At 68.1% G+C, this 25,812-nt stretch carries 18 protein-coding genes and 2 pseudogenes; 14 read left to right on the top strand and 6 right to left on the bottom strand.

The window, feature by feature from the left end:
* On the bottom strand, positions 1-676 hold a 676-nt coding region (locus GXP76_RS19830), incomplete at its 3' end, for a glycosyltransferase family 2 protein (protein ID WP_242572894.1).
* A gap of 123 nt (positions 677-799) precedes the next feature.
* Between GXP76_RS19830 and GXP76_RS19825 the strand changes: the two are divergent.
* From GXP76_RS19825 to GXP76_RS19815, 3 genes and pseudogenes are all read left to right on the top strand, one after another.
* Positions 800-1,544, top strand: a pseudogene (locus GXP76_RS19825) (response regulator transcription factor); the annotation flags it as partial.
* Between the two features lie 463 nt (positions 1,545-2,007).
* Positions 2,008-3,114, top strand: a complete 1,107-nt coding sequence (locus GXP76_RS19820; protein ID WP_242572893.1) for a sensor histidine kinase KdpD — start codon at positions 2,008-2,010, stop codon at positions 3,112-3,114.
* A 72-nt stretch (positions 3,115-3,186) separates the two neighbouring features.
* Complete coding sequence (locus GXP76_RS19815; protein ID WP_242572892.1) at positions 3,187-3,999, top strand: isocitrate lyase/phosphoenolpyruvate mutase family protein; 813 nt, start codon at positions 3,187-3,189, stop codon at positions 3,997-3,999.
* Here GXP76_RS19815 and GXP76_RS19810 read toward each other — a convergent pair.
* Positions 3,958-5,043, bottom strand: coding sequence for an NAD(P)-dependent oxidoreductase (locus tag GXP76_RS19810; RefSeq protein ID WP_242572891.1), 1,086 nt, complete (start codon positions 5,041-5,043; stop codon positions 3,958-3,960). The genes GXP76_RS19815 and GXP76_RS19810 overlap by 42 nt on opposite strands.
* 115 nt (positions 5,044-5,158) lie before the next feature.
* Here GXP76_RS19810 and GXP76_RS19805 point away from each other — a divergent pair, with 115 nt between their 5' ends.
* Positions 5,159-6,832, top strand: a complete 1,674-nt coding sequence (locus tag GXP76_RS19805; RefSeq protein WP_242572890.1) for a tetratricopeptide repeat protein — start codon at positions 5,159-5,161, stop codon at positions 6,830-6,832.
* Between the two features lie 71 nt (positions 6,833-6,903).
* Positions 6,904-7,245 carry a DUF5713 family protein gene (locus tag GXP76_RS19800; protein WP_242572889.1) on the top strand — a complete coding sequence of 114 codons (342 nt, stop codon included), beginning with the start codon at positions 6,904-6,906 and terminating at the stop codon, positions 7,243-7,245.
* Between the two features lie 9 nt (positions 7,246-7,254).
* Here the strand turns inward: GXP76_RS19800 and GXP76_RS19795 are convergent, their stop codons facing one another.
* On the bottom strand, positions 7,255-7,764 hold the full coding sequence (locus tag GXP76_RS19795; RefSeq protein ID WP_242572888.1) for a hypothetical protein: 510 nt from the start codon (positions 7,762-7,764) through the stop codon (positions 7,255-7,257).
* Between the two features lie 248 nt (positions 7,765-8,012).
* Positions 8,013-9,245 carry a DNA sulfur modification protein DndB gene (locus GXP76_RS19790; RefSeq protein ID WP_242572887.1) on the bottom strand — a complete coding sequence of 411 codons (1,233 nt, stop codon included), beginning with the start codon at positions 9,243-9,245 and terminating at the stop codon, positions 8,013-8,015.
* A gap of 172 nt (positions 9,246-9,417) precedes the next feature.
* On the opposite strand from GXP76_RS19790, the gene GXP76_RS19785 reads away from it, so the two are divergent.
* The 4 genes from GXP76_RS19785 to GXP76_RS19770 all read left to right on the top strand — a co-directional run bounded on the left by GXP76_RS19785 (position 9,418) and on the right by GXP76_RS19770 (position 18,266).
* Complete coding sequence (locus tag GXP76_RS19785) at positions 9,418-11,643, top strand: N-6 DNA methylase (protein ID WP_242572886.1); 2,226 nt, start codon at positions 9,418-9,420, stop codon at positions 11,641-11,643.
* A gap of 91 nt (positions 11,644-11,734) precedes the next feature.
* The gene (locus GXP76_RS19780; RefSeq protein ID WP_242572885.1) at positions 11,735-13,747 is read left to right on the top strand and encodes a class I SAM-dependent DNA methyltransferase; all 2,013 of its coding nucleotides are present in this window, start codon (positions 11,735-11,737) and stop codon (positions 13,745-13,747) included.
* A 263-nt stretch (positions 13,748-14,010) separates the two neighbouring features.
* Positions 14,011-15,075 carry a hypothetical protein gene (locus GXP76_RS19775; RefSeq protein ID WP_242572884.1) on the top strand — a complete coding sequence of 355 codons (1,065 nt, stop codon included), beginning with the start codon at positions 14,011-14,013 and terminating at the stop codon, positions 15,073-15,075.
* Positions 15,076-15,077: 2 nt separating this feature from the next.
* Complete coding sequence (locus tag GXP76_RS19770) at positions 15,078-18,266, top strand: type I restriction endonuclease subunit R (RefSeq protein ID WP_242572883.1); 3,189 nt, start codon at positions 15,078-15,080, stop codon at positions 18,264-18,266.
* Positions 18,267-18,346: 80 nt separating this feature from the next.
* On the opposite strand, the gene GXP76_RS19765 is transcribed toward GXP76_RS19770, so the two are convergent.
* Both GXP76_RS19765 and GXP76_RS19760 read right to left on the bottom strand, forming a co-directional pair.
* On the bottom strand, positions 18,347-18,601 hold the full coding sequence (locus GXP76_RS19765) for a DUF397 domain-containing protein (RefSeq protein ID WP_242572882.1): 255 nt from the start codon (positions 18,599-18,601) through the stop codon (positions 18,347-18,349).
* The gene (locus tag GXP76_RS19760; RefSeq protein ID WP_242572881.1) at positions 18,598-19,467 is read right to left on the bottom strand and encodes a helix-turn-helix transcriptional regulator; all 870 of its coding nucleotides are present in this window, start codon (positions 19,465-19,467) and stop codon (positions 18,598-18,600) included. The genes GXP76_RS19765 and GXP76_RS19760 overlap by 4 nt, the downstream gene beginning before the upstream one ends.
* Before the next feature lie 120 nt (positions 19,468-19,587).
* On the opposite strand from GXP76_RS19760, the gene GXP76_RS19755 reads away from it, so the two are divergent.
* From GXP76_RS19755 to GXP76_RS19735, 5 genes and pseudogenes are all read left to right on the top strand, one after another.
* On the top strand, positions 19,588-20,178 hold the full coding sequence (locus GXP76_RS19755; RefSeq protein ID WP_242572880.1) for an ATP-binding protein: 591 nt from the start codon (positions 19,588-19,590) through the stop codon (positions 20,176-20,178).
* Positions 20,067-20,375, top strand: a pseudogene (locus GXP76_RS19750) (serine/threonine protein kinase); the annotation flags it as partial. The gene GXP76_RS19755 and the pseudogene GXP76_RS19750, both read left to right, overlap by 112 nt.
* 37 nt (positions 20,376-20,412) lie before the next feature.
* Positions 20,413-22,551, top strand: coding sequence for a UvrD-helicase domain-containing protein (locus tag GXP76_RS19745; RefSeq protein ID WP_242572879.1), 2,139 nt, complete (start codon positions 20,413-20,415; stop codon positions 22,549-22,551).
* 360 nt (positions 22,552-22,911) lie between these two features.
* Positions 22,912-24,444 carry an N-6 DNA methylase gene (locus GXP76_RS19740; RefSeq protein ID WP_242572878.1) on the top strand — a complete coding sequence of 511 codons (1,533 nt, stop codon included), beginning with the start codon at positions 22,912-22,914 and terminating at the stop codon, positions 24,442-24,444.
* A complete protein-coding gene (locus GXP76_RS19735; RefSeq protein ID WP_242572877.1) occupies positions 24,441-25,655 on the top strand; it encodes a hypothetical protein in 1,215 nt (404 codons plus the stop codon). The genes GXP76_RS19740 and GXP76_RS19735 overlap by 4 nt, the downstream gene beginning before the upstream one ends.
* Positions 25,656-25,812 lie beyond the last annotated feature (157 nt).

Here is a 25,812-nt window from a genome sequence, read left to right as displayed (position 1 = left end):
GCGCGGGTGGGCGGTTCAGTACGGCCCGCATGTCGCGTACCGCGTGCCAGGTGCCCCGCCAGGTGCCGGTGACCTTGGACTTCCCCGTACGCGGCCGGTAGGGCACGTCGGTCTCGGTGACCGTCAGTCCGGCGTCGACCGCGCGCACCACCATCTCCAGCGGGTAGCCGCTGCGTCGGTCGGTCAGGCCCAGCGCCAGCAGGTCTTCGCGGCGCGCGGCGCGCAGGGGGCCGAGGTCGCGCAGCGTCACGCCGGTGCGGCGGCGCAGCATCCGGGAGAGGGCGAGATTGCCGGCGCGGGCGTGCGCGGGCCAGGCACCACGGCCCTGCGGGCGGCGGCGGCCCAGCATCAAGTCGGTTTCACCGCAGGCGATTTGGCTGACAAAGCCGGTGAGGAGGCCGGGGTCGAGGGAGGCGTCGCAGTCGCAGAAGCAGACGTACTCGGCGTCGGACGCGAGGAGGCCCGCGTGGCAGGCCGCACCGAAACCCCGTCGCGGCTCGTGGACGACGGTGGCGCCGAACGAGCGTGCGACGTCCGCCGATCCGTCCGTGGAACCGTTGTCGACGACGATCGCGCGCCAGCCGACAGGGATGTGTTCCAGCACCCATGGCAGCGCGGCTGCCTCGTCGAGACAGGGCAGAACGACATCGGCGGTGAGATCAGTGAGGTGGGTCACGGCGCTCACCCTACGGATCGTAAGGCCGCATAACGGACTTCTGGACCTTACGAAACACGGACGTTCGGCCGATCCGGGCGCTCGCGCGGTCGGTCGCGCGGGACGCGGTGGGAAGGTGGACGTATGCAGAGCAATCCCATCGGCGGCGACCGTGGTCACGGCACGAACGGGCAGGCATCCGCCCATGTCCTCGTCGTCGACGACGATCCGACCGTCGCCGAGGTCGTCGCCGGCTACCTCGACCGGGCCGGTCACGACGTCGCACGCGCCGCCGACGGCCCGTCCGCGCTCGCGCGATTCGCCCGCCGGCGGCCGGACTTGGTCGTCCTGGACCTGATGCTGCCCGGCATGGACGGTTTCGAGGTCTGCCGCCGGATGCGCGAACAGGGCGGCCCGGTACCGGTGATCATGCTGACGGCGCGCGGGGACGAGGAGGACCGCGTACTGGGGCTGGAGACGGGAGCGGACGACTACGTCACCAAGCCGTTCAGTCCACGGGAGTTGGTACTGCGCGTGGAATCGGTGCTGCGCCGGGCGCGACTGCCGGTCCCCGCGCCGGGTACGTCACCGGCGGCGGGCGTGCTGCGTACGGCGACGCTCTCGCTCGACCCCGTAGCGCGGCGCGCAACCCGTGAGGGCGCCGAACTCGCCCTCACTCTGCGGGAGTTCGACCTGCTCGCCTTCTTCCTGCGTCACCCGGGGCGGGCGTTCACGCGCGAGGAGCTGATGAGCGAGGTCTGGGGCTGGGACTTCGGCGACCTGTCGACGGTCACGGTCCACGTCCGCCGCCTCCGCGCCAAGATCGAACACGACCCGGCCCGGCCCCGGTTGATCCAGACGGTGTGGGGCGTCGGCTACCGCTTGACGGAGCCGGAGCCGGAGCCGGAGCCGGAGCCGGAGGCCGCGGCCGGGAACGGGGGCGCGGTGCCTCCGCCACAGGACGCGCGTGCCGCTCACGGCGCGGTAGGCGTTCCGGGCACCCCGGCCGAGCCCCCGGCGGTCCGCGCACACGGCGCGGTAGACGTTCCGGACGCGGGTGCCGCTCACGGCGTGGAAGGCGTTCCGGACGCGGGTGCCGCTCACGGCGTGGAAGGCGTTCGGGACGTGCGTGCCGCACCCGGCGTGGGAGGCGTTCGGGGCACCCCGGCCGAGCCCCCGGCGGTCCGCGCACACGGCGCGGTAGACGTCCCGGACGTGCGTGCCGCACTCGGCGCGGTAGACGTACCCGGCACCCCGGTCGGCACCCCGGCAGCCTCGCCGGATACGCCGCCCCGCCGGTCACCGGACCCCTCGCCGGACCCCTCACCCGGCCCCCGGAGGTCCGCCCGGTCATGACCGACATGCTTCTCATCGCCCTCATCGCGTTTCTCGGCGCCGCCGCGGCCGGCCTCCTCGGGGCCCTCGCCCTGCGCCTGTTCCGGCACCGGTCGCTCGTCGTGTCGGTGACCGTCGTCGCCGCCGTCGCCGTGACCGCGATGCTCGCCGGGACGCTCGCCGTCGCCTGGGCGATGTTCCTGTCGCCGCACGATCTGAGCGTGGTCACCACGGTCGTCGCCATGGCCGCCGTCGTCTCGCTCGTCACCGCCGTCCTCCTCGGGAGATGGATGGTCGCCCGCAGCAGGGATCTGACCCTGGCCGCCAGGTCGTTCGGCGACGGCGGTGTCTTCGCGGCGCCCGTCGAGCCCGCGACGGCCGAACTGGACGCGCTGACCCGCGAGTTGGCTGCCACCAGCGCCAAGCTCGACAGTTCGCGCGAGCGTGAGCGCGCGCTGGAGACCTCCCGGCGCGAACTCGTCGCGTGGATCTCGCACGATCTGCGCACACCCCTGGCCGGGCTGCGCGCCATGTCGGAGGCGCTGGAGGACGGCATGGCCGTCGACTCCCCGCGCTATCTGCGGCAGATACGGACCGAGGTCGAGCGCATGAACGACATGGTCGGCGACCTCTTCGAACTCTCCCGGATCCACGCGGGATCGCTCACCCTGACCCCCACCCGTATCTCCGTGTACGACCTGGTCGGCGACGCCCTGGCCGGTGCCGACCCGCTGGCGCGCGAGCTGGGCGTACGGCTCGTGGGCGACCGTATCGACGCCGTACCGGTGGAGGTCGACAGCAAGGAGATGAGCCGGGTCCTCGGTAATCTGCTGGTCAACGCCATCCGCCGGACCCCCGCCGACGGCACGGTCGCCGTCGCCGCGCGGCACGCCGAGGGCGGGGTCGTGCTCTCGGTGACCGACGGCTGCGGCGGAATACCGGAGGAGGACCTCCCGCGCGTGTTCGACACGGGCTGGCGCGGCAGCGACGCCCGCACACCCCCGGCCGGCGCGGGCCTCGGCCTCGCGATCGTACGAGGCATCGTGGAGGCCCACGCGGGCCGGGCGGCGGTCCGCAACGTGGCCGGAGGCTGCTGCTTCGAGGTGACGCTCCCCGCCGCCTGACCCGGATCCGGCCGGACACGCCCGACGCCCCGCGGTCACCGCCGGGCGGCGAGCGCTCCGTACGGTTCGTCCATGACTTCCCCCACCGCACTCAGCTTCCGCGAACTTCACCACCGCACCGCGCCCTTGGTCCTCCCCAACGCCTGGGACGTCCCCTCGGCGCTCGCCTTCGCCGGCGCCGGGTTCGAGGCCGTCGGGACGACGAGCTTCGGCGTCGCCTCCGGGCTCGGCCGTCCGGACGGCGGCCGGTCCACGCGTGACGCGAACGTCGCGCTGGCCAGGGCCCTGGCGCCGCTGCCGGTGCATGTCAGCGTGGACATCGAGGACGGCTACAGCGACGACCCGGACGAGGTCGCCGCGTACGTCTCCACGCTCGCCGCGGCCGGCACCGACGTGGCGGACGTCGCGGGCGTCAACATCGAGGACAGCACCGACGGGACGCTGATCGACCCTGCCGCGCACGCCGCCAAGGTCGCGGCGGTGAAGCGGCGCTGCCCGGAAGTGTTCGTCAACGCCCGCGTCGACACCTACTGGCTCGGCCAGGACGCCACCGTCGCCGCGACGCTCGAACGCGCCGCGCGTTACGTCGAGGCGGGCGCGGACGGCGTGTTCGTCCCCGGCGCCCTGGAACCCGCCGTGCTGCGCGAACTGGTGGCGGCCGTCCCCGTACCCCTCAACGTCCTCGCGGCCCCCGCCCTCTCGACCGCCGAGCTGGCGGAGCTGGGCGTGCGCCGGGTGAGTACGGGCTCCCTGCCCTACCGCGCCGCGCTCCACGCGGCGGTCGCGGTCGCGGAGGCGGTACGGGGCGGCGGCACCGTCCCCGACGCGACGCCGTACCCGGAACTACAGGCGCGACTGGTGGACTACGCGTCCCGTCTCGCGTAGCGGCGCCGTCGCGAACTCCGCCATGCCCTCGGCGAAGCCCACCTCCGGCTTCCAGTCCAGCTCGTCGCGCAGCGCCTGCGAGTCGGCGGTGACATGGCGGACGTCCCCGAGGCGGTACTCGCCGGTGACGACGGGCGCGGGCCCGCCGTGCGCCGCCGCCAGCGCGGCCGCCATCTCGCCGATGGTGTGCGGCTCGCCGCTGCCGGTGTTGTACGGGGCGAAGCCCGGGGAACCGGTCGCGCACACCGCGTCGAGCGCCACGGCGTTGGCGGCGGCCACGTCCCGTACGTGCACGAAGTCCCGCCGCTGGCCGCCGTCCTCGTAGACGCGGGGCGCCTCGCCGCGCGCCAGCGCGGACCGGAAGAAGGAGGCGACCCCCGCGTACGGGGTGTCGCGGGGCATCCCCGGCCCGTAGACGTTGTGGTACCGCAGGGACACGGCGCGCCCGCCGGTGGCCCGCGCCCACGACGAGGCCAGGTGCTCCTGCGTGAGCTTGGTCGCGGCGTACACGTTGCGGGGATCGGCCGGCGCGTCCTCCGTGACGAGGCCCGGCACCAACTCGGCGCCGCAGGAAGGACAGTTGGGCTCGAAGTGCCCGGCTTCCAGATCGGCGGCGGCGCGCGGAGCCGGGCGGACCACGCCGTGGCGCGGGCAGTCGTAGCGCCCCTCGCCGTAGACGACCATCGACCCGGCGAGCACCAGCGCGCGCACGCCCGCGTCGGCCATGGCGGCGAGCAGCACCGCCGTACCGAGGTCGTTGCACCCCACGTACGCGGGCGCGTCGGCGAAGTCCTTGCCGAGGCCGACCATCGCGGCCTGATGGCAGACGGCGTCCACCCCGGCGAGCGCCCCCGCCAGCGCGTCCCGGTCCCGTACGTCCCCGACGACCAGCCGCTCCCCGTCCCGCATCCGCCGGGGCGGGGCCCCGCCGTGCGCGGCGGGCAGCATCACGTCGTACACGACGACCTCATGACCACGCGACACGAGGCCGGTGGCGATCTCCGACCCGATGAACCCGGCTCCGCCGGTGACAAGTACACGCATGCGGCCCACGCTAGGCGCGCGATCACGGAGCGGTCGGTACCCGCCACGGCATGTCACGGGACCGTAAGATCACGCGCGCGTCGGTCGGGCGGCACACCCTTCGAAGGAGACGTTCATGGAGTACTTCGACCTCGGGACACTCACGCGGCCGGTGTCCACGCGTTCGACCGATGCGCAGCGCTGGTTCGACCGCGGGCTGGCGTGGACGTACGCGTTCAACCACGAGGAGGCCGTGAGCTGTTTCGAGGCGGCGGCCGAGGCCGATCCCGGATGCGCCATGGCCCACTGGGGCGTCGCGTACGCGCTGGGGCCCAACTACAACAAGCCGTGGGACTCGTTCGACCCGCTCGACCTGGAGCGGACCGTCCGCAGGACTCACGCCGCCGTCGAACGGGCCCGCGCCGCCGGCGCCGGCGCGACACCCGTCGAACGCGCCCTGGTCGAGGCGCTCCGCGCCCGCTACCCGCGGCCGGAGGCCCCGGCGGACTGCTCGGTATGGAACCCGCCCTACGCCGAGGCGATGCGCGGCGTGTACGAACTCGCGCCCGGTGACCCCGACATCGCCGCCCTTTACGCCGACGCGCTGATGAACCTCACCCCCTGGCGGCTCTGGGATCTGCGTACCGGCGAGCCCGCGGAGGGTGCCCGTACGACGGAGGCCAAGGCGGTCCTCGACCGGGCGCTGCGGAGCGACGCCGGGGCCGACCACCCCGGCGCCCTGCACCTGTACATCCATCTGATGGAGATGTCCCCGACCCCGGAGGACGCCCTGGTGGTCGCCGACCGGCTGCGCGGGGCCATGCCGGACGCGGGTCATCTGCACCACATGCCGTCACATCTCGACGTGCTGTGCGGTGACTACCGGCGCGTCGTGTCGGCCAACAGCGAAGCCATCAGGGCCGACGAGCGGTACCGGCGGCGGGCCGGCGCGATGAACTTCTACACGCTCTACCGCTCGCACAACTACCACTTCAAGATCTACGGAGCGATGTTCCTGGGACAGTCCCGGACAGCCCTGGAGACCGCCGCGGAGCTCGAAGCCTCCATCCCGGAGGAGTTGCTGCGCGTGCAGAGCCCGCCGATGGCGGACTGGCTCGAAGGTTTCCTGGCCATGCGGGTGCATGTGCTCATCCGTTTCGGCCGGTGGGCGGAGATCCTCGCCCTGCCGCTGCCGGCCGACGCCGAGCTGTACGCCGTCACCACCGCGATGATCCGGTACGCCCGGGGAGTGGCGTACTCGGCGACCGGACGCGTCCCCGAGGCCGAGGCCGAGCGCGACGCCTTCCGTCTCGCCGTCGGGCGCGTGCCCGAGTCCCGGATGCTGTTCAACAACACCTGCCGGGACATCCTCGGCGTCGCCTCCGCGATGCTCGACGGCGAACTCCACTACCGCAAGGGCGAGTACGACCCGGCCTTCGCCGCGCTGGAACGCTCGATCGCGCTCGACGACGGCCTCCCCTTCGACGAGCCCTGGGGCTGGATGCAGCCGACCCGCCACGCGTACGGGGCCCTGCTGCTCGAACAGGGCCGCGTCGCGGAGGCCGAAGCCGTCTACCGGGCGGACCTCGGCCTCGACACCACACTCCCCAGACCCTCCCGGCACCCCGGCAACGTCTGGGCGCTGCACGGTTTCCACGAGTGCCTGGTACGCCTCGGCAGGACGGGCGAGGCCCAACTCGTGTCCCACCAACTCACGACCGCGACCGCCCTGGCGGACGTTCCGATCAACGCGTCGTGCTTCTGCCGCCTCGACACACCGGGACCGCCGGACGACTGCTGCACCACCTGACCGGCCCGGCGTTGTCAGACCCGTGGTGCAGGATCGGCGCATCGGCTCTTCGAGGGGGGATGGGGATCATCGTGTCGATCACGAACCAGCAGGTGGCGGGGCGTGAGTTTCTGCGGGCGCTGTATCCGTCCGACTACTTTCCCGATCACCTCCTGGACAAGGGGCGGGACATCCTGCTGCGGCTGTGCGCGCGCATCGAGGCGGAGCGGCCGGCCGATCTGGCGGGGCTGTACGCGCTGACCGTGGGCGCGACGCTGGAGTTCAACGCGTTGCAGGAGGAGTTCTGGGCGGCGGGGAGCGAGATCGAGACCATGGCCCGTGACGTCATAGCCGGGGACTTCGCATTCGTCGTCTCGGCCTACGGGTTCGCTGAAGCGGATCTGGAGGAGGTGGTGGCCGAGCGTGACTGGTGACGGTGCCCGTCAGTCGACCCGCCAGACGATGTCTCCGCTGCGGCCCGGCGAGTACGTGACCGTGCCGACGACCGGCCCCGGCCGTCCGACCTCCATGACGAGGAACCCCTCGGCGCTCTCACCGGGCTTGAGCCGTACGACCTGGGGCAGCGCCGGTCCCTGAACGGGTTCGAAGTCGGTGGCGGTCGTGCCGAGAGGCTCCTCACCCTCGCGGGGTGCGACGTGCGTCCGGTACCGGGGGCGCTCCTCGATGTCCTTCGAGCCGACGTTCTCAAAACTCAGCTCCAACGCGGCCCAGGACCCTCCCTCCAGGAACGACGGCAGCTCCCCGGGCTTCATCTCGGCCGGATCGACCACGCTCTTGAGCGTGTACGCGGCCTTGCCGCCGCCCTCCAACTCCCGCGTGACGGTGGTCCCGACCTCCAGCGGCGGGTCCTCGCCGTCGTCGGAACAGCCGGTGGCGCCGGTGGCCAGGAGCAGGGCTGTGGCAAGGCACAGCGAGGCGGTCGTACCGCGCATGGAAATCCCCCGTGTGGTGCGGTCCCGGCGGGCTTGGTCCGACCGGGCGGTTCAGGCCGGTCACCCGATAGGTGTCCCGAGCACCTTTTCATATCGGTTGGAGGAGCTACGGCGGGTCCGGCTCGCATCAGCCTGACGCCGCGAACCGCAGGGTGGTCATGGCTGTCGTCGGACGCGGTCTTTCCGGCGGGAACGAGCGCTGGACGGTTGTGATGGTAACGGCGCGGCGTCCCCGCCTTCCGACTCGGCTACGCCTGAAGGCCGCGGATCTTCCGGCCCGATTCGGTGGCCGGGTAGAGGATCGCGTCGGCGACCCGCCCGCCCGAGTCCTTGACGCCACCACTGAAGTTGAGGCGCCCGGTAGTGCCCGTCTTGGCAGCGATGCCATCCCAGTACGCGGCCTCCCGCTCCCAGCGAACGCCGGACAGCAGCCTGTTCAAGTCATCGGCGCTCGTGCGATGGAGGGAGTCGGCCCACGGGGTGGCGTGGTGAGCGGCGACGCCGACTCCGGCGATCACGGCAGGAGCCGTGATGGCGCTACGAGAAGTGAAGGCGTTGGTGTGATCGGCGATGAGGCCCGCCAGGAGCGCGACGACTGTGCGCTCGACGAGTTCGCCGTTGGTTCCCGCAGGCAGGTCGTCCTCGTGGATCGTCTCCGACGAGAGGTTCAGTCCGGAGCGTCCGTACACCGTGGTGATGACGAGCGCTCGCAGCGCGGAGAGAGTCACCACCTCGGCGTCCGTCTTGCCGACCTGGCGCTTGGTGGCATTGACGAGCTTGCTGAACGGCACGCTCTTGCCGTCGATCTCGACCTTGACCGCTTCGGCCACGCGGTGGGCGAGCTGAGTGGCCAGGTCGCGCTGATCCATGGACATGGAGAGGTTCTTGGAGACCTCGATCCCGAGGACGTTGCGGTCGTGGAAGATCTGCCGGGCATCGGCCGCGGACAGGCCCACGTACATCTCGAACGGGATGCGCACTGCCATGAGCTGTTCGTAGGCGAGCCCGAACTTCTCCGGGTTGTCGAACAGATCGTGCCAGGCGGTCAGTTGAGTCTCGCCGTCGACCGCGACGACGGTCGCGCCGGGAGCGATGGTGACGGTTCGCAGCCCGGTGCCGGACACCAGCTCGTCACTGATCGCGGCGATGTCGCCGGCATGCCAGAGGGTCATCGGCGGCAGCGACCATGCGTCCGCCCACTCGCCGTTGATGCCCGCAGCGATGTACTCGGCGTACGACGTGGCGTTCTTGCCCTTCCCCGTCGACTTCAGTGTGCGCTGGACCTGCGCGCGGATTTCGGCGTGCTGGCGCACCTGGCCGGATGCGGTCTTCAGTAACTTCTGGTCCTCCTCGCGGCGAGGGGACGGAACGATCTGGAGCAGCGCGGGAAGAGAGACCGTCCCGATGACCGCGTTCTCGCGGAACGGCATGACGGTGATCCGGGTCCCCTCGATGACGGTGGTGGGCATGGTGAGGCGCATGGCAGCTCCTTGATGGGGTGGTGTTCCGACGGGGCACGTCGTCGGCCGCTTGCTCTTTGGTAAGCAAGTAGGAGTAAACAAGTAAGTGAAAGCACTGTCAAACTAGTTGACGGTGATTGTCGCTGGTGTAAGTTGTTAACAGTTCACTTCTGAGAGGCCAGGACCCCACGCCATGCGCCAGCCGTCGTCCACGCAGCACTCGCAGCCTTCGTCTTCGCCGCAGGTGACGGCTGCCGAGATCTCGCGTATCGCGGGAGTCACGCGCGCCACGGTCAGCAACTGGCGCCGCCGGCACGAGAACTTCCCTGTGCCGGTCGGGGGCACCGAGAGCAGCCCGCTGTACGACCTGCGGACGGTGCAGGACTGGCTGGAGAACCGCGGTCACACCTCCGCCGCCTCCCCCGCCGAGGAGTTGCGCACGGTCCTGCGCCTGCACGGCGGCTCCGGCCTTGCCGTACGCCTGATGGTCTCGGTGGCCGCCGCTTCCCGCCGCACCCCCGAGGAACTGGCGGAGCTCACCGCCGCACCCGACGACGAGCTGATCGCCCTCGCCGCCGCCGACGCCGACCGTCTGCGGGACGCGGTCCCCGTGGTTGAACGCGTCCGTTACGGCGCCAAGGACGCGAAAGTCGTCCGTGCACTCCTGCGGTGCGTACACCAGGCCGGACCGCAGGCCGCTCTCGATGTCCTGGCCGAGCGCGAGCTGGACGAGAGCGCGGCCACCGGCACATACGAGACACCAGGAGAACTGGCCACACTCATGGCGGGCCTCCTGCCGGTCGACGCAGGCTCGGTCTTCGACCCCGCCTGCGGCAGCGGCACGCTGCTCGCCGCGGCGGCCCGCCGGGGAGCGTACGAGCTGTACGGCCAGGACGTCGTAGCCGTACAGGCACAGCGCGCGGCCGTACATCTGCTGCTGGAAACCTCGTCGGCCACTGATCCCACCAGGGCTTCCGAGCCGATGGGTGGCTGGGCGGGCGCGGCCACGGTCAGCGTGGGCGACAGCCTGCGCGCCGACGCGTTCTCCGATCTCACGGTGGACGCCGTCCTGTGCAATCCCCCCTTCGGTGACCGGGACTGGGGCCACGAGGAACTCGCGTACGACCCGAGGTGGGCGTACGGGCCGCCACCCCGTTCGGAATCCGAACTGGCTTGGGTGCAACACGCGTTGGCGCACGTCGCGTCCGGCGGCCTGGCGGTCCTGTTGCTGCCGCCCGCTCTCGCTTCAAGGACCTCGGCCCGTCGTGTCCGGGCGGAACTCGTCCGGTGCGGCGCACTGCGCGCGGTCGTCTCCCTCCCGGCGGGCGTGGCCCCGCCTCTCCACATCGGCCTGCATGTGTGGGTGCTGCGGCGTCCCGAACCGGGGGGCACGGAGCGGCAGTCGGTGCTGTTCGTCAGCGGTGAGAGGGAACGGACGAGCACACCGGGCGGTGGTGTCCGCAAGGAGCTGATCAACTGGCCGGCCCTGACAGCGCGTGTTCTTGACCAGTGGACGGCGTTCTCGGCCGACCCGGACGCGTTCACGGACGAGCCGGGCGTAGCCCGAGCCGTACGCGTCATCGACCTTCTCGGAGACGTCGTCGACCTCACGCCGGCCCGCCACGTGCGAGTGACGGCCACGGACATCGACCCCGAGACACTGGCCCGGCGTGTAGCGGACCTGCACAGCCAGTTGAACGAGCAGCTGGCCGCTCTCGCCGCCGCCACTGTCCACGGGAAGTGGCAGCCGTCGCCCGATGCATCGGCCGATACGTGGCGTACGGCGACGGTGGCGGACCTCGCGCGGGGCGGTGCTTTGACGTTGCTGCGGGGGGCGGCCGTGCTGCCGGTCTCGCAGGATTCCGTACGAGACGGGACGCCGGAGCATATGCGGGCGGGTGCGTCCGTACTGACCGCAGACGACGTCTCGGCCGGGCGCCCGCCCTCGGGACCTGCCGAATGCCTCGGCTCGGAGGCCGCGCAGACCGTGGCCGAGGGAGACGTCATCCTGCGCGGTGACGCCCCAACCGGTGTCCGGCGCCCGATGACCCGCGTCGCCGACGGCCGGGACGCGGGCGCTCTGCTGGGCCCGCGTCTTCACCTGCTGCGGCCCGACCCGGCCCGGCTGGACCCGTGGTTCCTCGCGGGATTCGTCGGGACCGAGGACAACATTGCGGCGGCCTCCACCGGCACCGCCGCCGTGCACGTCAACCCGAGCCGCCTGCGCGTCCCCTTGCTGCCGCTCGAAGAACAGCGGCGGTACGGCGAGGCGTTCCGCCGCGTTCATGAACTGCGGGCGGGTGCATTGCGGGTCGCCGACCTGGCGATGGAGGCGATGGGCGCGGTGAGCGCGGGGCTGACGACGGGCGCCCTGCTGCCGCCCTCCTCCGACCGCGAGTCGGACTCCGAATCTGCCTGAAACCAGCCGTCGGCTCAGCCGATCGACCACACTTGAGGCCCATCCGTCCCGTGATGGGCGGTACGTAGTGGAAGGAAACCGGGGAAATCCTTTGAACAGCAGCAAGCACACGGAACTCGCGAACCACGCCTGGTCCGTAGCCGATCTCCTGCGCGGCGACTACAAGCAGTCGGACTACGGCAAGGTCATCCTGCCGTTCACGGTGCTGCGCCGCCTGGAGTGCGTTCTTGAACCGACGCGCCAGAAGGTCGCCGAGACGGTGGCGAAGTACAAGGACCAGGAGATCGACGCCGATCACTTCCTGCGGCGCGCATCGGGGCACTCCTTCTACAACAAGAGCGCGCTGACGCTGAAGACCATTGCGGGCGACCCGCACGGCATGGCGGCGAACCTTCAGCTGTACGTCGGTTCCTTCTCCGACAACGCCCGCGAGGTGCTGGAGCAGTACGAGTTCGCACAGCAGGTCAAGCGCCTCGACAACGCGGACCTGCTCTACAAGGTCATCGGCAAGTTCACCGACCTGGACCTGCGTCCAGAAGTCGTGCCGAACCACAACATGGGCTACATCTTCGAAGAACTGATCCGCCGCTTCGCCGAGCAGTCCAACGAGACCGCGGGCGAGCACTTCACCCCGCGCGAAGTCATCAAGCTCATGGTCAACCTGCTGATCGCGCCCGACGGGGACGCGCTGAGCGTACCGGGCGTCGTCCGCACGGTCATGGACCCGGCGTGCGGTACGGGGGGCATGCTCAGTGCGGCCGAGGACCACATCACGGCGCACAACCCCGACGCCACGGTGGAGGTGTACGGGCAGGAGCTCAACCCGGAGTCGTGGGCGATCTGCCGTTCCGACCTCATGATCAAGGGCCAGGACCCGGAGAACATCGCGTTCGGCAACTCCTTCTCCAATCCTGGTCAGGAGAAGGGCGCGAAGTTCGACTACCTGCTTGCCAACCCCCCGTTCGGAGTGGAGTGGAAAAAGGTCAGAAGCGAGGTCGAGTACGAACACGAGAACCTCGGCGACGCCGGCCGCTTCGGCGCGGGTCTGCCCCGCATCAACGATGGGTCGCTGCTCTTCCTCCAGCACATGATCTCGATGATGAAGCCGGTGGATGTCAACGGTAAGGGCGGTTCGCGCATCGCGATCGTCTTCAACGGCTCCCCACTGTTCACGGGGGCGGCGGGTTCGGGCGAATCGGAGATCCGGCGCTGGATCCTGGAGAACGACTGGCTTGAGGCGATCGTCGCGCTGCCGGACCAGCTCTTCTACAACACCGGCATCTCCACGTACTTCTGGATCCTCACGAACCGCAAGGACGACCAGCACAAGGGCAAGGTCGTGCTCCTGGACGCGCGCGACCAGTGGCAGAAGATGCGGAAGTCGCTGGGCGACAAGCGCAAGATGCTGGGTGACGGGGAGGGCGGCACCCCGGACCACATCGGCGACATCACGCGCCTGTACGGGGACGCGGTGTCGGTCGCGGCGAACGCGGACCACCCGCTGCACGGCAAGGTGAAGGTCTTCGACAATTCGGCGTTCGGATACCAACGGATCACGGTGGAAAGGCCGTTGAAGCTGCGGTTCGAGGTGACGGAGGAGACGCTGGCGGCGCTGGAGGCGTCCAAGGTCATCCAGAAGCTTCCGAACGCGTCGATGCTCTTCGACGCGTTCGAGTCGATGGACGTGCGGTCGTGGGCGACGAAGTCGGAGGCGTGGGTCGCCCTGAAGGACGCGGCGGTCGCGGCGGGCACGACGTGGCCGACGGGAGCGCCGTTCAACAAGGCGCTGCGGGACGCGATCGGCGTCCGGGACCCGGAGGGCGAGGTCCAGAAGATCAAGGGGCAGGCGGAGCCGGACGGGGAGCTGCGGGACTACGAGAACGTGCCGTTGGGGGAAGACATCGAGGAGTACCTGAAGCGGGAGGTGCACCCGCATGTGCCGGACGCGTGGATTGATCACGGGAAGACGAAGATGGGGTACGAGATTCCGTTCACACGGCATTTTTACGTGTATGAGCCGCCGCGGCCTTTGGCGGAGATTGATGCGGAATTGAAAATGCTTGAGTCCGAAATTCAGGCGCTGCTGAACGAGGTGGTGAAGTGATGTCCCACGGGTCACATAGGTCAGTTCAGCGTCTTCGCTGGCTCGTTTCGCATACAGCCTGTGGTCCAAGCCCCAACTGCGACGACCGGAATATCCAAGGTGATCAGGAGTGGGGTGTCCTCAAGACGACAGCTATCACGTGGCGTGGTTGGGACCCCGGTCAGCACAAGGTCTTGCCCGAGCAGTTCTGGGGTCTTCGAGACGCTGAAGTAAGAGTGGGAGATGTCGTAGTCACGAAAGCGGGTCCGCGACATCGAGTGGGTGTGGCAGCGCACGTGAGTAATTCGCCTGGACGGCTTGCCGTCTCAGGAAAAATGATCTTGTTGCGCCCCGACTCAAATGCGGTTGATCCGCGCTTTCTGGCTTGGAGTCTTGCTACTCCTCGGCCTCAGGCTTTCCTGGATGCCCGAAAGACCGGCATGGCTGAGTCTCAGATGAACTTCGCGAACGAAGATCTTCTTGCCATGCCAATCGAGTTGCCGAATATGCTGGAACAGCATCGCATTTCTGACTTCCTCGCCGCAGAGACTGGCCGAATCGATAGACTTGTTGACCTTCGCATGCGACAGTCCTCCAGGCTGGAAGAGCGCTACATTTCCGCTGTTTCAGAGCTCACAACACCTGGCATCAGTTCTTCCACGGATCGCGACGAGACGTGGCCTTGGCTTCCTGCTCGGCTAGCGACGGCCCGATTGGGTTATATGGCTCGCGTGCAGTCCGGGGTAACGGTTCACGGTGCTCGCGAACGAGGTGCTAGCGATGCCGAGTTTCCTTATTTGCGCGTGGCTAATGTTCAGGGTGAATGGGTGGACCTCTCCGAGGTGAAGACCATCACGATCCCGCCAGATATGGCTAGACGCTCGACCCTGCGTCCTGGGGATGTCGTCATGACCGAAGCGAACGGGAACCCAGACAACCTCGGGCGAGGGGCAGTTTGGAAAGGTGAGATCGCGAACATGGTCCACCAGAATCACGTCTTCGCGATCCGTGCAAATCAAAACAGACTTTTGCCGACCTACTTCTCTGCACTGCTGGCAGCTACCCATGGGCGGCGATACTTTCGGTTCACATCAAATCAGGTAGGGATCGCCACCACGAGCAGCTCAAAGGTCCTGGATTTTCCCGTACCGCAGCTCAGCCTCGAACAGCAACATCGAGTCGTGAACGAGTACGAGAGGCTGCGGGCGGCGATCACTCGAACACGTAAGGCACTCGCGACTCAGATGCATTTGTTCGCCGAACGCCGTCAAGCCCTCATCACCGCCGCCGTAACCGGCCAGTTCGACGTCTCCACCGCCAGCGGACGCAACGTAACGGACGGAGTCTAGCCATGAGCCCCGCACACGATGAGGCGGCGTTCGGGAACGCCATAGTCGCCGCCATGACCGAGCGCGGCTGGCGCGAGGGCACGCCCCAGGCGTACCAGGCCGAACTCGGGCTGGACCCAGACGAGTTGTTCGCGTTCATCGAGCTGACTCAGCCCGACGAGTGGAAAGAACTCCTCTCCGTCTACGGCGGCAGCTACACCGAGGCCCAACGCGGCTTCGCACAGCGCCTCGACAAGGCCATCAGCGAGGACGGGCTGCTCACCGTCCTCCGTAACGGGCTCAAGGACCGAGGCGTCCGGCTCCGCGTCGCGTACTTCAAGCCGAACCTCGTACCTGACGACTCCGTCCTGAACGGCTACCGTGCCAACCGCCTCACCGTCGTACGCGAACTGCGCTACGCGGCCAAGCAAGCGGACCAGGGCAACGAACTCGACCTGACCCTGTTCCTCAACGGAATCCCCGTCGCCACCGCCGAGTTGAAGAACCCGCTCACGCGGCAGGGTGTTGAGCACGCCAAGGAGCAGTACCGCACCGAGCGCGACCCCACCGAGCTGATCTTCACCCGTCGTGTCATCGCGAACTTCGCCATAGACCCGGACCTCGTCTTCGTGACGACCCAACTCCGCGGTGCGAAGACGCGGTTCCTGCCCTTCAACACCGGTTCCAACGGCGCCGGCCAGCCCGGCGGGGCTGGCAACCCCGATCCGAGCACCCCCGGCACGTACGCCACCTCCTACCTCTGGGAGCAGGTCTGGGCGCCGGACAACTGGCTTGACCTGCTGCAACGGTTCGTGCACCAGCAGAAGACGAAGACGCCCAGCGGCGGCACAACGAAGAAGACGATCTTCCCTCGCTTCCAGCAGTGGGACGCGGTCAAGAAGCTGACCGCCCACGCCGCCGCCCACGGCCCCGGTCAGAACTACCTGATCATGGCCTCCGCCGGCTCCGGCAAGTCGAACACCATCGGTTGGCTCGCTCACCGCCTCAGTGACCTGCACGCCGACACCGACCCGCGCATGCTCAACCCCGAGGCCGTGGCTGCCGGACGAATCACGCCCGGCGTGCGAGTCTTCGACAAGGTCATCGTCATCACCGACCGCCGCAACCTGGACGCCCAACTCCGCGAAACTGTCGGCAGTTTCTCGCAGACCGAAGGCCTCGTCGTGAAGGTCGACGAGAAGCACGGCGCGAAGAGCGAACAGCTCGCCCGTGCCCTCTCCCGCGACACGGGCAAGATCGTCACCGTCACGCTGCACTCGTTCCCCGCGCTGATCGACTACATCAAGCGCAACCCCACGGAGATCAAGGGCGTCAGCTTCGCGATCATCCTGGACGAGGCGCACTCCTCGCAGTCCGGTGACGCGGCCACCGCCGTACGCGCCGCGTTGCGTGAACTCGGCCTGGACGCAGACTCCGACGACGAAGGCGCGACATCCGTCGCCGTCCCCGTCGAGAAGAAGCTGAAGCGGAAGGCCCTCGAACGCTCACGCGCGGCCAACCTCTCCTACTTCGCGTTCACCGCCACCCCGAAGGCCAAGACCCTCGAACTCTTCGGCACGGAACACACCGTGGACGGCAAAGCGGTCTACCGCCCCTTCCACACGTACTCCATGCGCCAGGCCATCGAGGAAGGCTTCATCCTCGATCCACTGCGCAACTACGTCACGTACAACACGTACTGGAAGCTGGTGCACAGGGACGAGGAGGATCGCGAGGTCGAATCCTCCAAGGCCAACAGCCTGCTCGCCCGATATGCGCTCATGCACGAGTCCACCGTCTCGCAGCACGCCACGGTGATCGTCGAGCACTTCGTCACGCACTCGCGCGGCCGCCTCGGCGGGCGCGCCAAGGCCATGGTGGTCACGGGCTCCCGGCACTCCGCCGTGCAGATGGCACGTGCGATCAAGAGCTACATCAAAGACCGGGAGTACGACACCAAGTACCCGGACCTGGGTGTCCTCGTCGCGATCTCGGGCTCACTCACCATCGACGGTGCCGAGACCACCGAGGTGAAGGAGAACGGCGGGATCTCCGAGAGCGGGCTGCCGAAGGCGTTCGCGTATGTTCGCGCGGACGACAAGGCCGTTGCCGCGGGCGGACGAGGACAGCAGGAGTACAAGATCCTCGTCGTCGCGGACAAGTACCAGACGGGCTTCGACCAGCCGCTCCTGACGACGATGTACGTCAATAAGAAGCTCACCGGCATCTCCGCCGTACAGACGCTCTCCCGCCTCAACCGCACCGCCGAGCGCAAGAGCCAGGCCGACCTCGCGGTCCTGGACTTCACCAACGACGCCGACGACATCCAGGACGCCTTCCGCCCGTACTTCGAGGAGGCGCAGGCCCTGCCCACCGAGCCGAATCTCCTTTACACGGCCCAGAACCGGGTCATGTCGGCGCCGATCATCTCCGAGCCGGAGATGGACGAGTTCGCCGCCGCGTACTTCGACGCGGACGAGAAGGCGGCCGGCTCCCAGGCGAGGTGGGAGAAGGCGCACGCGGAGCTGTATCGGCTGCTCTCCCCGGCCGTGGCCCGCTTCACCCCGCTTCAGGAGAGCGAGGACGAGGACGATGTGAAGACGGCAGAGGACTTCCGTTCGGCTCTCAACGACTACGTACGCATGTACAGCTTCCTTGCGCAGATCGTGCCCTATCGGGACCCCGAGCTGGAGCGGCTCCACCTCTATGGCCGCTACCTCCTCCACCGGCTCCCGCCGCGCGCCGACGGCGGCGTCGACATAGGCGAGATCGACCTCAGTCACCTGCGGGTGGAGAAGATCGGCGAGCACGACAAGTCGCTCACCGCCGAAGGCCCGGCCGAGCTGAAGGGCTTCGGCGGCGGTGGGGGTGGTGCGGCGGAGGCCGAGAAGTCGCTGCTGTCCGAGCTGATCGACAAGTTCAACGCCAAGTTCGGCACGGACTTCACCGAAGAGGACGTCCGGCAGCCCTTCGTGGAGGCCAAGGAGGACGGCAAAGTCCGGGCGGCTGCGGTCGTCAACGACGAGGAGAACTTCGGCAAGGTCTTCGACAAGGTCTTCGCCGACAAGATGGCGGACCACATCGACAGTGTGGCCGGCATGGGGCGCCAGTACTTCGGCCCGGACAAGGGCTTCAAGTCCAGCCTGGACCGCAGCGCCCGCCGGGCGGCCTGGCGGATGATCCGCCGCGAAGAGGGCGTGGACGCGGCGTAGTCCGGTACCCGGCTGACAGAAGGGCCCCGCCGCTGCGCTTGTACGGCGCGTGGCGGGACCCTCCTGGCTTGCAGACCGAGTCAGTTGGCGACCAGGCCCACGAACCCGGCCCATGCGTCGGGTCCCACGGTCAGCATGGGTCCCGTGAGCCGCTTAGAGTCGCGGATGTGTACGTGGGTGGGGGCGGCACCGACCTCGACGCACTCGCCGCCTTCGCCACTGCTGTAGCTGCTCTTTCGCCAGGCGACCTCTAGGCACTCGCCTCCTTCAGCCCCGCTGTAGCTGCTCTTGAACCAAGTCAGGTCTTCCGTGGCAGAAGCGTCGGTGGTGTTCATAGCTCTCCCAGCAACTTCTCGACGAATCCCATGGACTCCCGTGGAGTGAGAGCCTGAGACCGGATAATCCCATAGCGTGCCGCCACGGAACGTACCTCGTTGCGGTCGGTCAGCAGGATGCTGCGCCCCTGAACCTCCAGGTACGCGATCTGATCTCCGCCTTTGCGCGTGATGAGGGTGAACGGCCCGTCCACTCCGGCGTTGTCTTCCCGGTCGGTCGGCATGACCTGGATCTCTACATTGCGCTTGTGGCCTGTGCGAAGAATCCGTTCAAGTACCGCGCGCAGCACATCGTTTCCGCCGAACGGCCTGCGCAGGACTGCTTCCTCCACCACGAAGCTCATAAGGGGTGCCGGCCACCGATTGAGAATCTCTTGCCGCGCGAGGCGGGCTGCCACACGCTGCTCGATGGTGTCCTCGTCAAGCAGTGGTCGCCGCATAGCCAGCAGAGCGCGCGTGTACTCCTCTGTCTGTAGAAGGCCTGGCACGGCGCTCACCGCGTACAAGAACAGCTCCAGCGCCTTCGCCTCCAGCCGTGCCGCGTCCCGGAAGAACGCCGGGTACTGCGCCCGCGCCACCTCCTCCTTCAGCGCCTTCAACACACCCCCGGCATCCAGCACATCATCCGCCCGGTCGATGAACCGCGGCTGCGGGATGCGTCTGCCCTGCTCGAAGGATGCGACCGACTGGGCCGCGTATCCCACCCGCTTCCCGAACTCCGTACGGTCGAGGCCCGCCCGTACCCGCAGCAGCTTCAGCTGCCGGCCGAAGGCCATGACCACCCCAGAGCCAGGCTCGTCCTCCGGCCGCTGCCCAGCATCCGCGTCCGGATCCGCCTGCGCGTCCGCCTCGTCCCGTGTCGTCATCCCGTCACCTGTTCCACACCCGTTCCATGCGCGTACACGCCGTACGCCGACGCGTACAACCGGTCCGCGACGGCGAGTCACCCCTGGTCACGCTATGCCACTGAGCGTCACCGTGAGGGCATGAACAGAAAACCGCCTCTCCCCGTACGTCCCATCCGCGCCACTCAACCCCCAGCCCCCACAAACCACTTCACGATGCGCTTCTCCTCAACCCCACGTGGTGCCGGCCTGGCTCGACACCTGGCCGGGGAACGTCTCGACGCGTGGGGGATCGCGTACGGCAGCGAGCCACACGACGCGCTGACGCTGATCGTCGCGGAGCTCAGCGCGAACGCCGTGTGTCACGGACACGTGCCCGGCCGGGACTTCAGGTTGGGGCTGACCGTCGCGCAGGCATCCGGCGGCGCGTGCGTCGCCGTGGAGGTCACCGACACCCGCGGCGAGAAGCTTCCCGAGCCAGCCCCCGCCCCCGTCGGTCCACCTGACCCACCCGATGGCGCGGACGGCGGCCGAGGGCTACTCCTCGTTGCAGCGCTCGCGGACGACTGGGGTTGGTACCCCCGCTTCGATGGGCCGGGCAAGACCGTGTGGGCCACGCTGCGCGCCGGGCCCAGGCCGCCCGCTGCCGCGGTGAACTCGGCCATGTCACCGACGCGTTGGCAGCCCTGCGCGGTGTACTCGATGTCGTACGGGCCGTCGACGGCGACGTGAGTGAGGAAGCCGTAGAGCTCCGTCGCGACATCGGAATGCTGCTTCTTGCCCAGGGACAGGCCTCCGAGGCGGATCTGATTCTCGGACCTCTCCATGACGACCTGCGCCTGGTGTTCGGGCCTGCCGACGAAATGACCGAAGAAGTGGCCGAGGCACTTGCCTTGATCCGTCTGGACCTCGACGGGAACGCCACCTGAGCCTGCGCCCTGCGCGGGGAGGAGAGAACAGCCCACCATGCCCCATCTGGCTTTCGACATCGGCTTCTGTGCACAGCTCGCCAAGCTTCAAGGCACCGTCAAGCAGGGTGTGTTCGACGCCTGGGAGAAGTTCGAGCGGTTGACCCTGGACGAGTTGTTCAAGGATCCAGGGCTGAAGCTGGAGACGTTGAAGCGTGCACGTGACCGGCACATCCGAACCATCCGGATCGATCAGGGGACCCGCGGGGTCGTGCTCGCGCCCGACAGCGGCGACACCTACGTACTGCTGCGGGTGATGCCGCACGACAAGGCGATCGACTGGGCGATCAAGCAGAAGGCGAGCATCAACACCGTCACCCGTGCCGTCGAGATCCGTGACATCGCCATGCTCGACGAGCTGACGCCCGCCTACGAGCGCATCGCCCCCGACGCGGACCGGCGGTTGTTCGCCAAGGTCTCGGACGGGGATTTGGCGGCGCTCGGGATCGACGACACGACTCTGCGTCAGGCTCGCGTGCTCACCGACGTCGAACAGCTGGAGGTCTTCGCGCCGTACTTCCCTCAGGACCAGCGCGAAGTCCTTGAGTACCTGGCCGCGGGATTCACGGTGGAAGAGGTGTGGCGGGACGTCGTCTCCGTCAGCCTCTCCACGACCGCGCCGTCCGACGAGCCGGTGGACACAGCGGACTTCGACACGGCCATCCACCGCACCCGGACCCGCATCGCCCTCGTCACCGCGTCCGAGGAGTTGCGCGACATCCTGGACAAGCCCTTTGCCGCCTGGCGGGTCTTCCTCCATCCCTCGCAGCACAAGGTCGCCTACCGGGCGTCGTACTCCGGGCCCGCCCAGGTCACCGGCGGCCCCGGTACCGGCAAGACGGTCGTCGCGCTGCATCGCGTACGGCATCTGCTCGGGCACCTGCGCGACGGTGACCGCATCCTGTTGACGACCTACACCAACGCCCTTGTCGGCGCACTGCGCAGCGGCCTTGCCGCTCTGGTCGAGGACGAGGTGCTGCGGGACCGGGTGGACATCATGACCGTGGACGCGTTCGCCGGCCGGGTCGTGTCGACCTCGCGTCGGCCACTTCGCGGTGGAGAGGAGGACTCGCGCTGGACCGCGGCAGCCGAGACGACGGGGTTCACCGGCACTGGCCAGTTCCTCGCCCAGGAGTACAAGCACGTCATCCTCGCGCAGCACCTGCGCACATGGGAGGAGTACCAGGCGTGCGAGCGGCGCGGACGCGGCAGCGCCCTGCCGGCTTCGGCTCGCGCGTCGGTGTGGCGCACCGTCGAGGAGTTCACCGATCGGCTCGCCACCGACGGATTGCGTACCTACCTCGGCACTTGTGCGGAGGCCGCCGATCAGCTGGAGTCGGACGGTCCCCGCTACCGGCACGTGGTCGTCGACGAGGCGCAGGACCTGCACCCCGCCCAGTGGCGACTTCTCAGGATGGCTGTACCCGGCCGTCCCGACGACCTGTTCATCGCGGGCGACCCGCACCAGCGCATCTACGACTCGAAGGTGTCCCTGAAGACAGTCGGTATCAAGGTCGCAGGCCGGTCGACGAAGATGCGCAAGAACTACCGCTCCACGCACGAGATCCTGAGCTGGTCCACCGCCCTTCTCGTGGGCCGCCCCTTCGAACAGCTGGCGGACGACAGCCGAAACGAGACTCTGCTCGGCTACCGTTCCGCGCTGCACGGCAACGGTCCCGACGTACACGCCGCCGCGTCGGAGGACGCCGAGCTCGACGCGCTCGTGGAGCGTGTCCGCCGCTGGATCGACGACGGGGTCTCACCTGGCGACATCGGCGTCAGCGCGCGATTCAACAAGGCATGTGATCGGGCGGCCGAGCGCTTGCGTGCCGCGGGCGTACCCGTCGTACGTCTGCGGGGGAGCGCATCGGACGACACCGAAGCCGTCCGGATCGGCACCATGCACTCCTTCAAGGGGCTGGAGTTCCGCTGCGTGGCGGTGATCGGGACTCATGATGGGGCGATGCCGTATCCAGGGGCGATCACTCCGGTCGAACTCGACCGACTTCAGCACGAGGCGGATGTGACGGCCGAACGCTGCCTGCTCTTCGTGGCGTGTACCCGAGCCAGGGACGGGCTGTACGTGTCGTGGTCGGGGACACCGAGTCCGTTTCTGAGCGAGGCAGGCGCTGCCTGAGCTTCTGCCGATGACCGCGAAGTGGTGCTTCTCCGGGTCTCTGGAAGGAAACCCAAACATGCTGCTCTAGGCGACGCGGGGGCAGTCCCACTAGCGTCGAAGACATCGCTCGACCTCCCGACGAGGCTTGCCGGGGTGATGAGTTGACGGTGTGTTCTCAGAGAAGCGGAGAGGTGAAGTGGAACTCAGGGTCCTTGTGTTGCTGGTCATGGTGCTCGCGTCGCTGGTGGTTGCCCTCTTTACGGGCTTCCTCCACGTGAGGGACGGAGTCGCAGTCCCGGCGGCGGCCCGAGGCGGGGCGATCGCCTTCGCCGGGACCATGACATTGGCCTTGCTGGTCGCGACTTGGCTGGAGCAGTCATGACGGACGGACAGCAGGGCGCGGCCATGTCCAATCAGCCGCAAGGAAGTTCGCAGGCATCGGATTCGTTCGTCGAGGTGTGGAGGGCGCTGGATGTCCTCCGTGGCCATGTCACACCGACATTCGAGTATCAGCTGGTCCTGCGGATGGTTGTGCTCCGAAGCCTCACCGCCGGGGATGTCGCTCGGGACGATTCGGATCCCGAAGTTCCGTCGGAGCGGGCCATGAGGGAGGACGGCTGGTCCCGCCTGGTGGAATGCGCACGACAGGTGACTGGCGGCGACTTGGCTGTGACCGCGGAGGATGTTCTGCGTGAGGCATGGGACGAGGCGAGTGTCGCCGAACGGGTGGGGCTGCACGGACGTGGTCTCTTCAACATGCCTCAACTGTCGGAACAGGCAGACCACGCGCTCGCGGAACTCGTCCAAGCGGTCCACCGTGCGCCGGCGTCGGCCGAATTGTTTGACGCGTGCCTGGGGCGTTACTCCCGTCGACTCGGCGAAGGCGGCAACTACTTCACTCCGCCGCACATCGCGCGGCTCATGGTGAGCCTGGCCTCCCCAAAGTTGGGAGAGCGGGTCCTTGATCCGGCGTGCGGATCCGGCGGGTTCCTCGTCGAGGCGGCACGTCAGGTCCGTGCGAAGACAGACGGAGAGGACGATCTCGTCCTGATGGGGAGGGACATCAACAACGAAGCGCGCCAGATCGCGGCCATGAATCTCGCTGCGAACGGACTTCGCGGAGACCTTGGTCGGGGTCCCACCGACAGTCTTCGGCGTTTCGGTGGGCCCTCGTTGGAGTGCGACCTGGTCCTGGTCAATCCGCCTTTCAATGTGAGCAATTGGGGAGACCGGGCTCCGGGAGCCGATTCGGGCTGGCGATTTGGTGAGCCACCCAGGGACAACGCCAACTTCGCCTGGGTCCAGCGCGCTGTGGACGAACTCTCCGATACCGGTCGTGCGGTGGTGCTCATGGCCGACAGCGCTGCGACGGGGGCCCGTTCGGTCGACCTGGAGATCCGGAAAGGGTTGGTCGAATCCGATGTCCTTGCCGCGCTGGTGGCGCTTCCCAAGGAGATCTTCCCGCACGCCCGCACCTCTGCCTGCGTCTGGATTCTCTGCGAGGACAGGAAGCGCCTTGGCTGGGGGCATCATTCACGAAGTGAGCAGGTGCTCTTCATCGACGCCGGTTCGACGGTGAGGCCGGAGATCCGGGGGTACCGTGCACTCGCCGAGGAGGACATCCAGCGCATTGCCACGACCTTCAGCACCTGGCGTGGCGACTACGCAGGGCCCGGACGTCCTGACACGTACGAGGATGTGACCGGTTGGTGCCGTTCGGTGTCCCGGACGGACATAGAGGCCGCGGGGTATGACCTCAGGCCCTCGCGTTACGTTCTCAGTTCCGGCACGGAAGTCGCTGAACCCGCTCACGTCGGCCGTACCGCAGAACTGACCCGTGAGCTCTACACGCTCTTCGAGGATGCGCACCATCTGGAACAGCGGCTACGGACTCTCCTGGACGAGACATGAGCGACCTGGAGACACATTGGCTGCAACTCGCGTCACCCGAGTGGAGCGAGAAGAAACTGTCGGATCTGCCGGGCGTGGACAACGTGACCTACGGGATTGTGGAGCCCGGCCCATACTGCGCCGGCGGCGTTCCCCTGTTGCAGGCCGGGGGTATTGCTGACGGCCGTCTTCGGGCGGAACCACAACTCCGTATCACCACCAGGATTCACGAGATGCATCACAGGACCTGGCTCTCTTCGGGCGACGTTGTCCTCGTCGTGGTGGGGCGCTTCGGTGAGGCGGCGGTGGTCGATCGGGAGCACAGCGGTTGGAATGCGGCTCGCTCGGTGGGCGTCGTGAAAATCAATGAGGCGGGTCATGCGCATCGTATCGGTCAGTGGATCCGGTTCTGGCTCAGGACTCCTCATGTCCGCGAATGGTGTGAGAGCCGGATGACGAAGGCCGCACAGAGCACTCTGGGAATCCGCGTCCTGCGTCAGTTGCCCGTTCCGCTGCCGCCACGTGCGGTTCGCGAGCGCATCCTGGACCGGTTGGAGGTGATCGACCAGAAGATTGCGGTGAATGACAGGATCGCGGTGACCGCCGTTGAGTTGGCCGATGCCCGCTTCCGCGACCTGCGGGAATCAGGACTCGGTTATGCAATTTCGCGATGTGGCGAGGTCGCGGACATCGGTGGCGCAGTGACCGACGTATCGGCCTATCGGGTGTCGCGGCAACTCCCGGCCGTCGCGCATGTCGCTCCGCAGGAAATCCTTCAGAGCTCGCTTCCCTACCTTGTTGGACTCACAAGCCGGACAGCGGTCGATCCCGCAGGGCTTGACGGAGTTCCGGGACTCCTCGTCGCCACCAAACCCGGCGTTATGAAGGTGCTCCGGACCATGGTTCCCGCCGTTCCGAAGCGTGGGGCCATCGCGGTGAGGCCGAGGACAGAGGAGGACGGCCTTTGGCTGCTCCATGAATTGCGGACGAGGGGAGAATCTCTCCTGGCGCAGGATCGGCGTCGGCAGACGCGGGAGTTGAGCCGGGCGGCTTTCTCGAGCATTTCCGTCATCTGGCCCGACGCGGACGTGCGAGAGGACTTCGGCCGTGTTGTCGGTCCCCTGCATCGTCGTGCCGTCGCCGCGATGGAGGAGAACCATGTACTGGCGACTCTTGCGGAAACGACTGTCCATGAGATGAAGGCAGCCGGGACCAGATCGCTCCGCTCCTGAACGGCGCGTCGGGGGATACCCCCACCCGGGGATGCCTGCCTGCCACATGGGAAACAGCCGTCCGCTCAACAACCCTTGCACCATGACGACTTACCGGAACAACTGCCGAAAGACCCTCCTCCTCGCCCTCTCCGCCGCCGCCGTGGCCGGCTCGCTC

The sequence above is a fragment of the Streptomyces sp. NP-1717 genome (assembly GCF_022695985.1).
In the GTDB taxonomy this organism is placed as follows: domain Bacteria; phylum Actinomycetota; class Actinomycetes; order Streptomycetales; family Streptomycetaceae; genus Streptomyces.
Note: the sequence above shows the minus strand (reverse complement) of the source record. Positions and strands in the feature narration are given on the sequence as shown.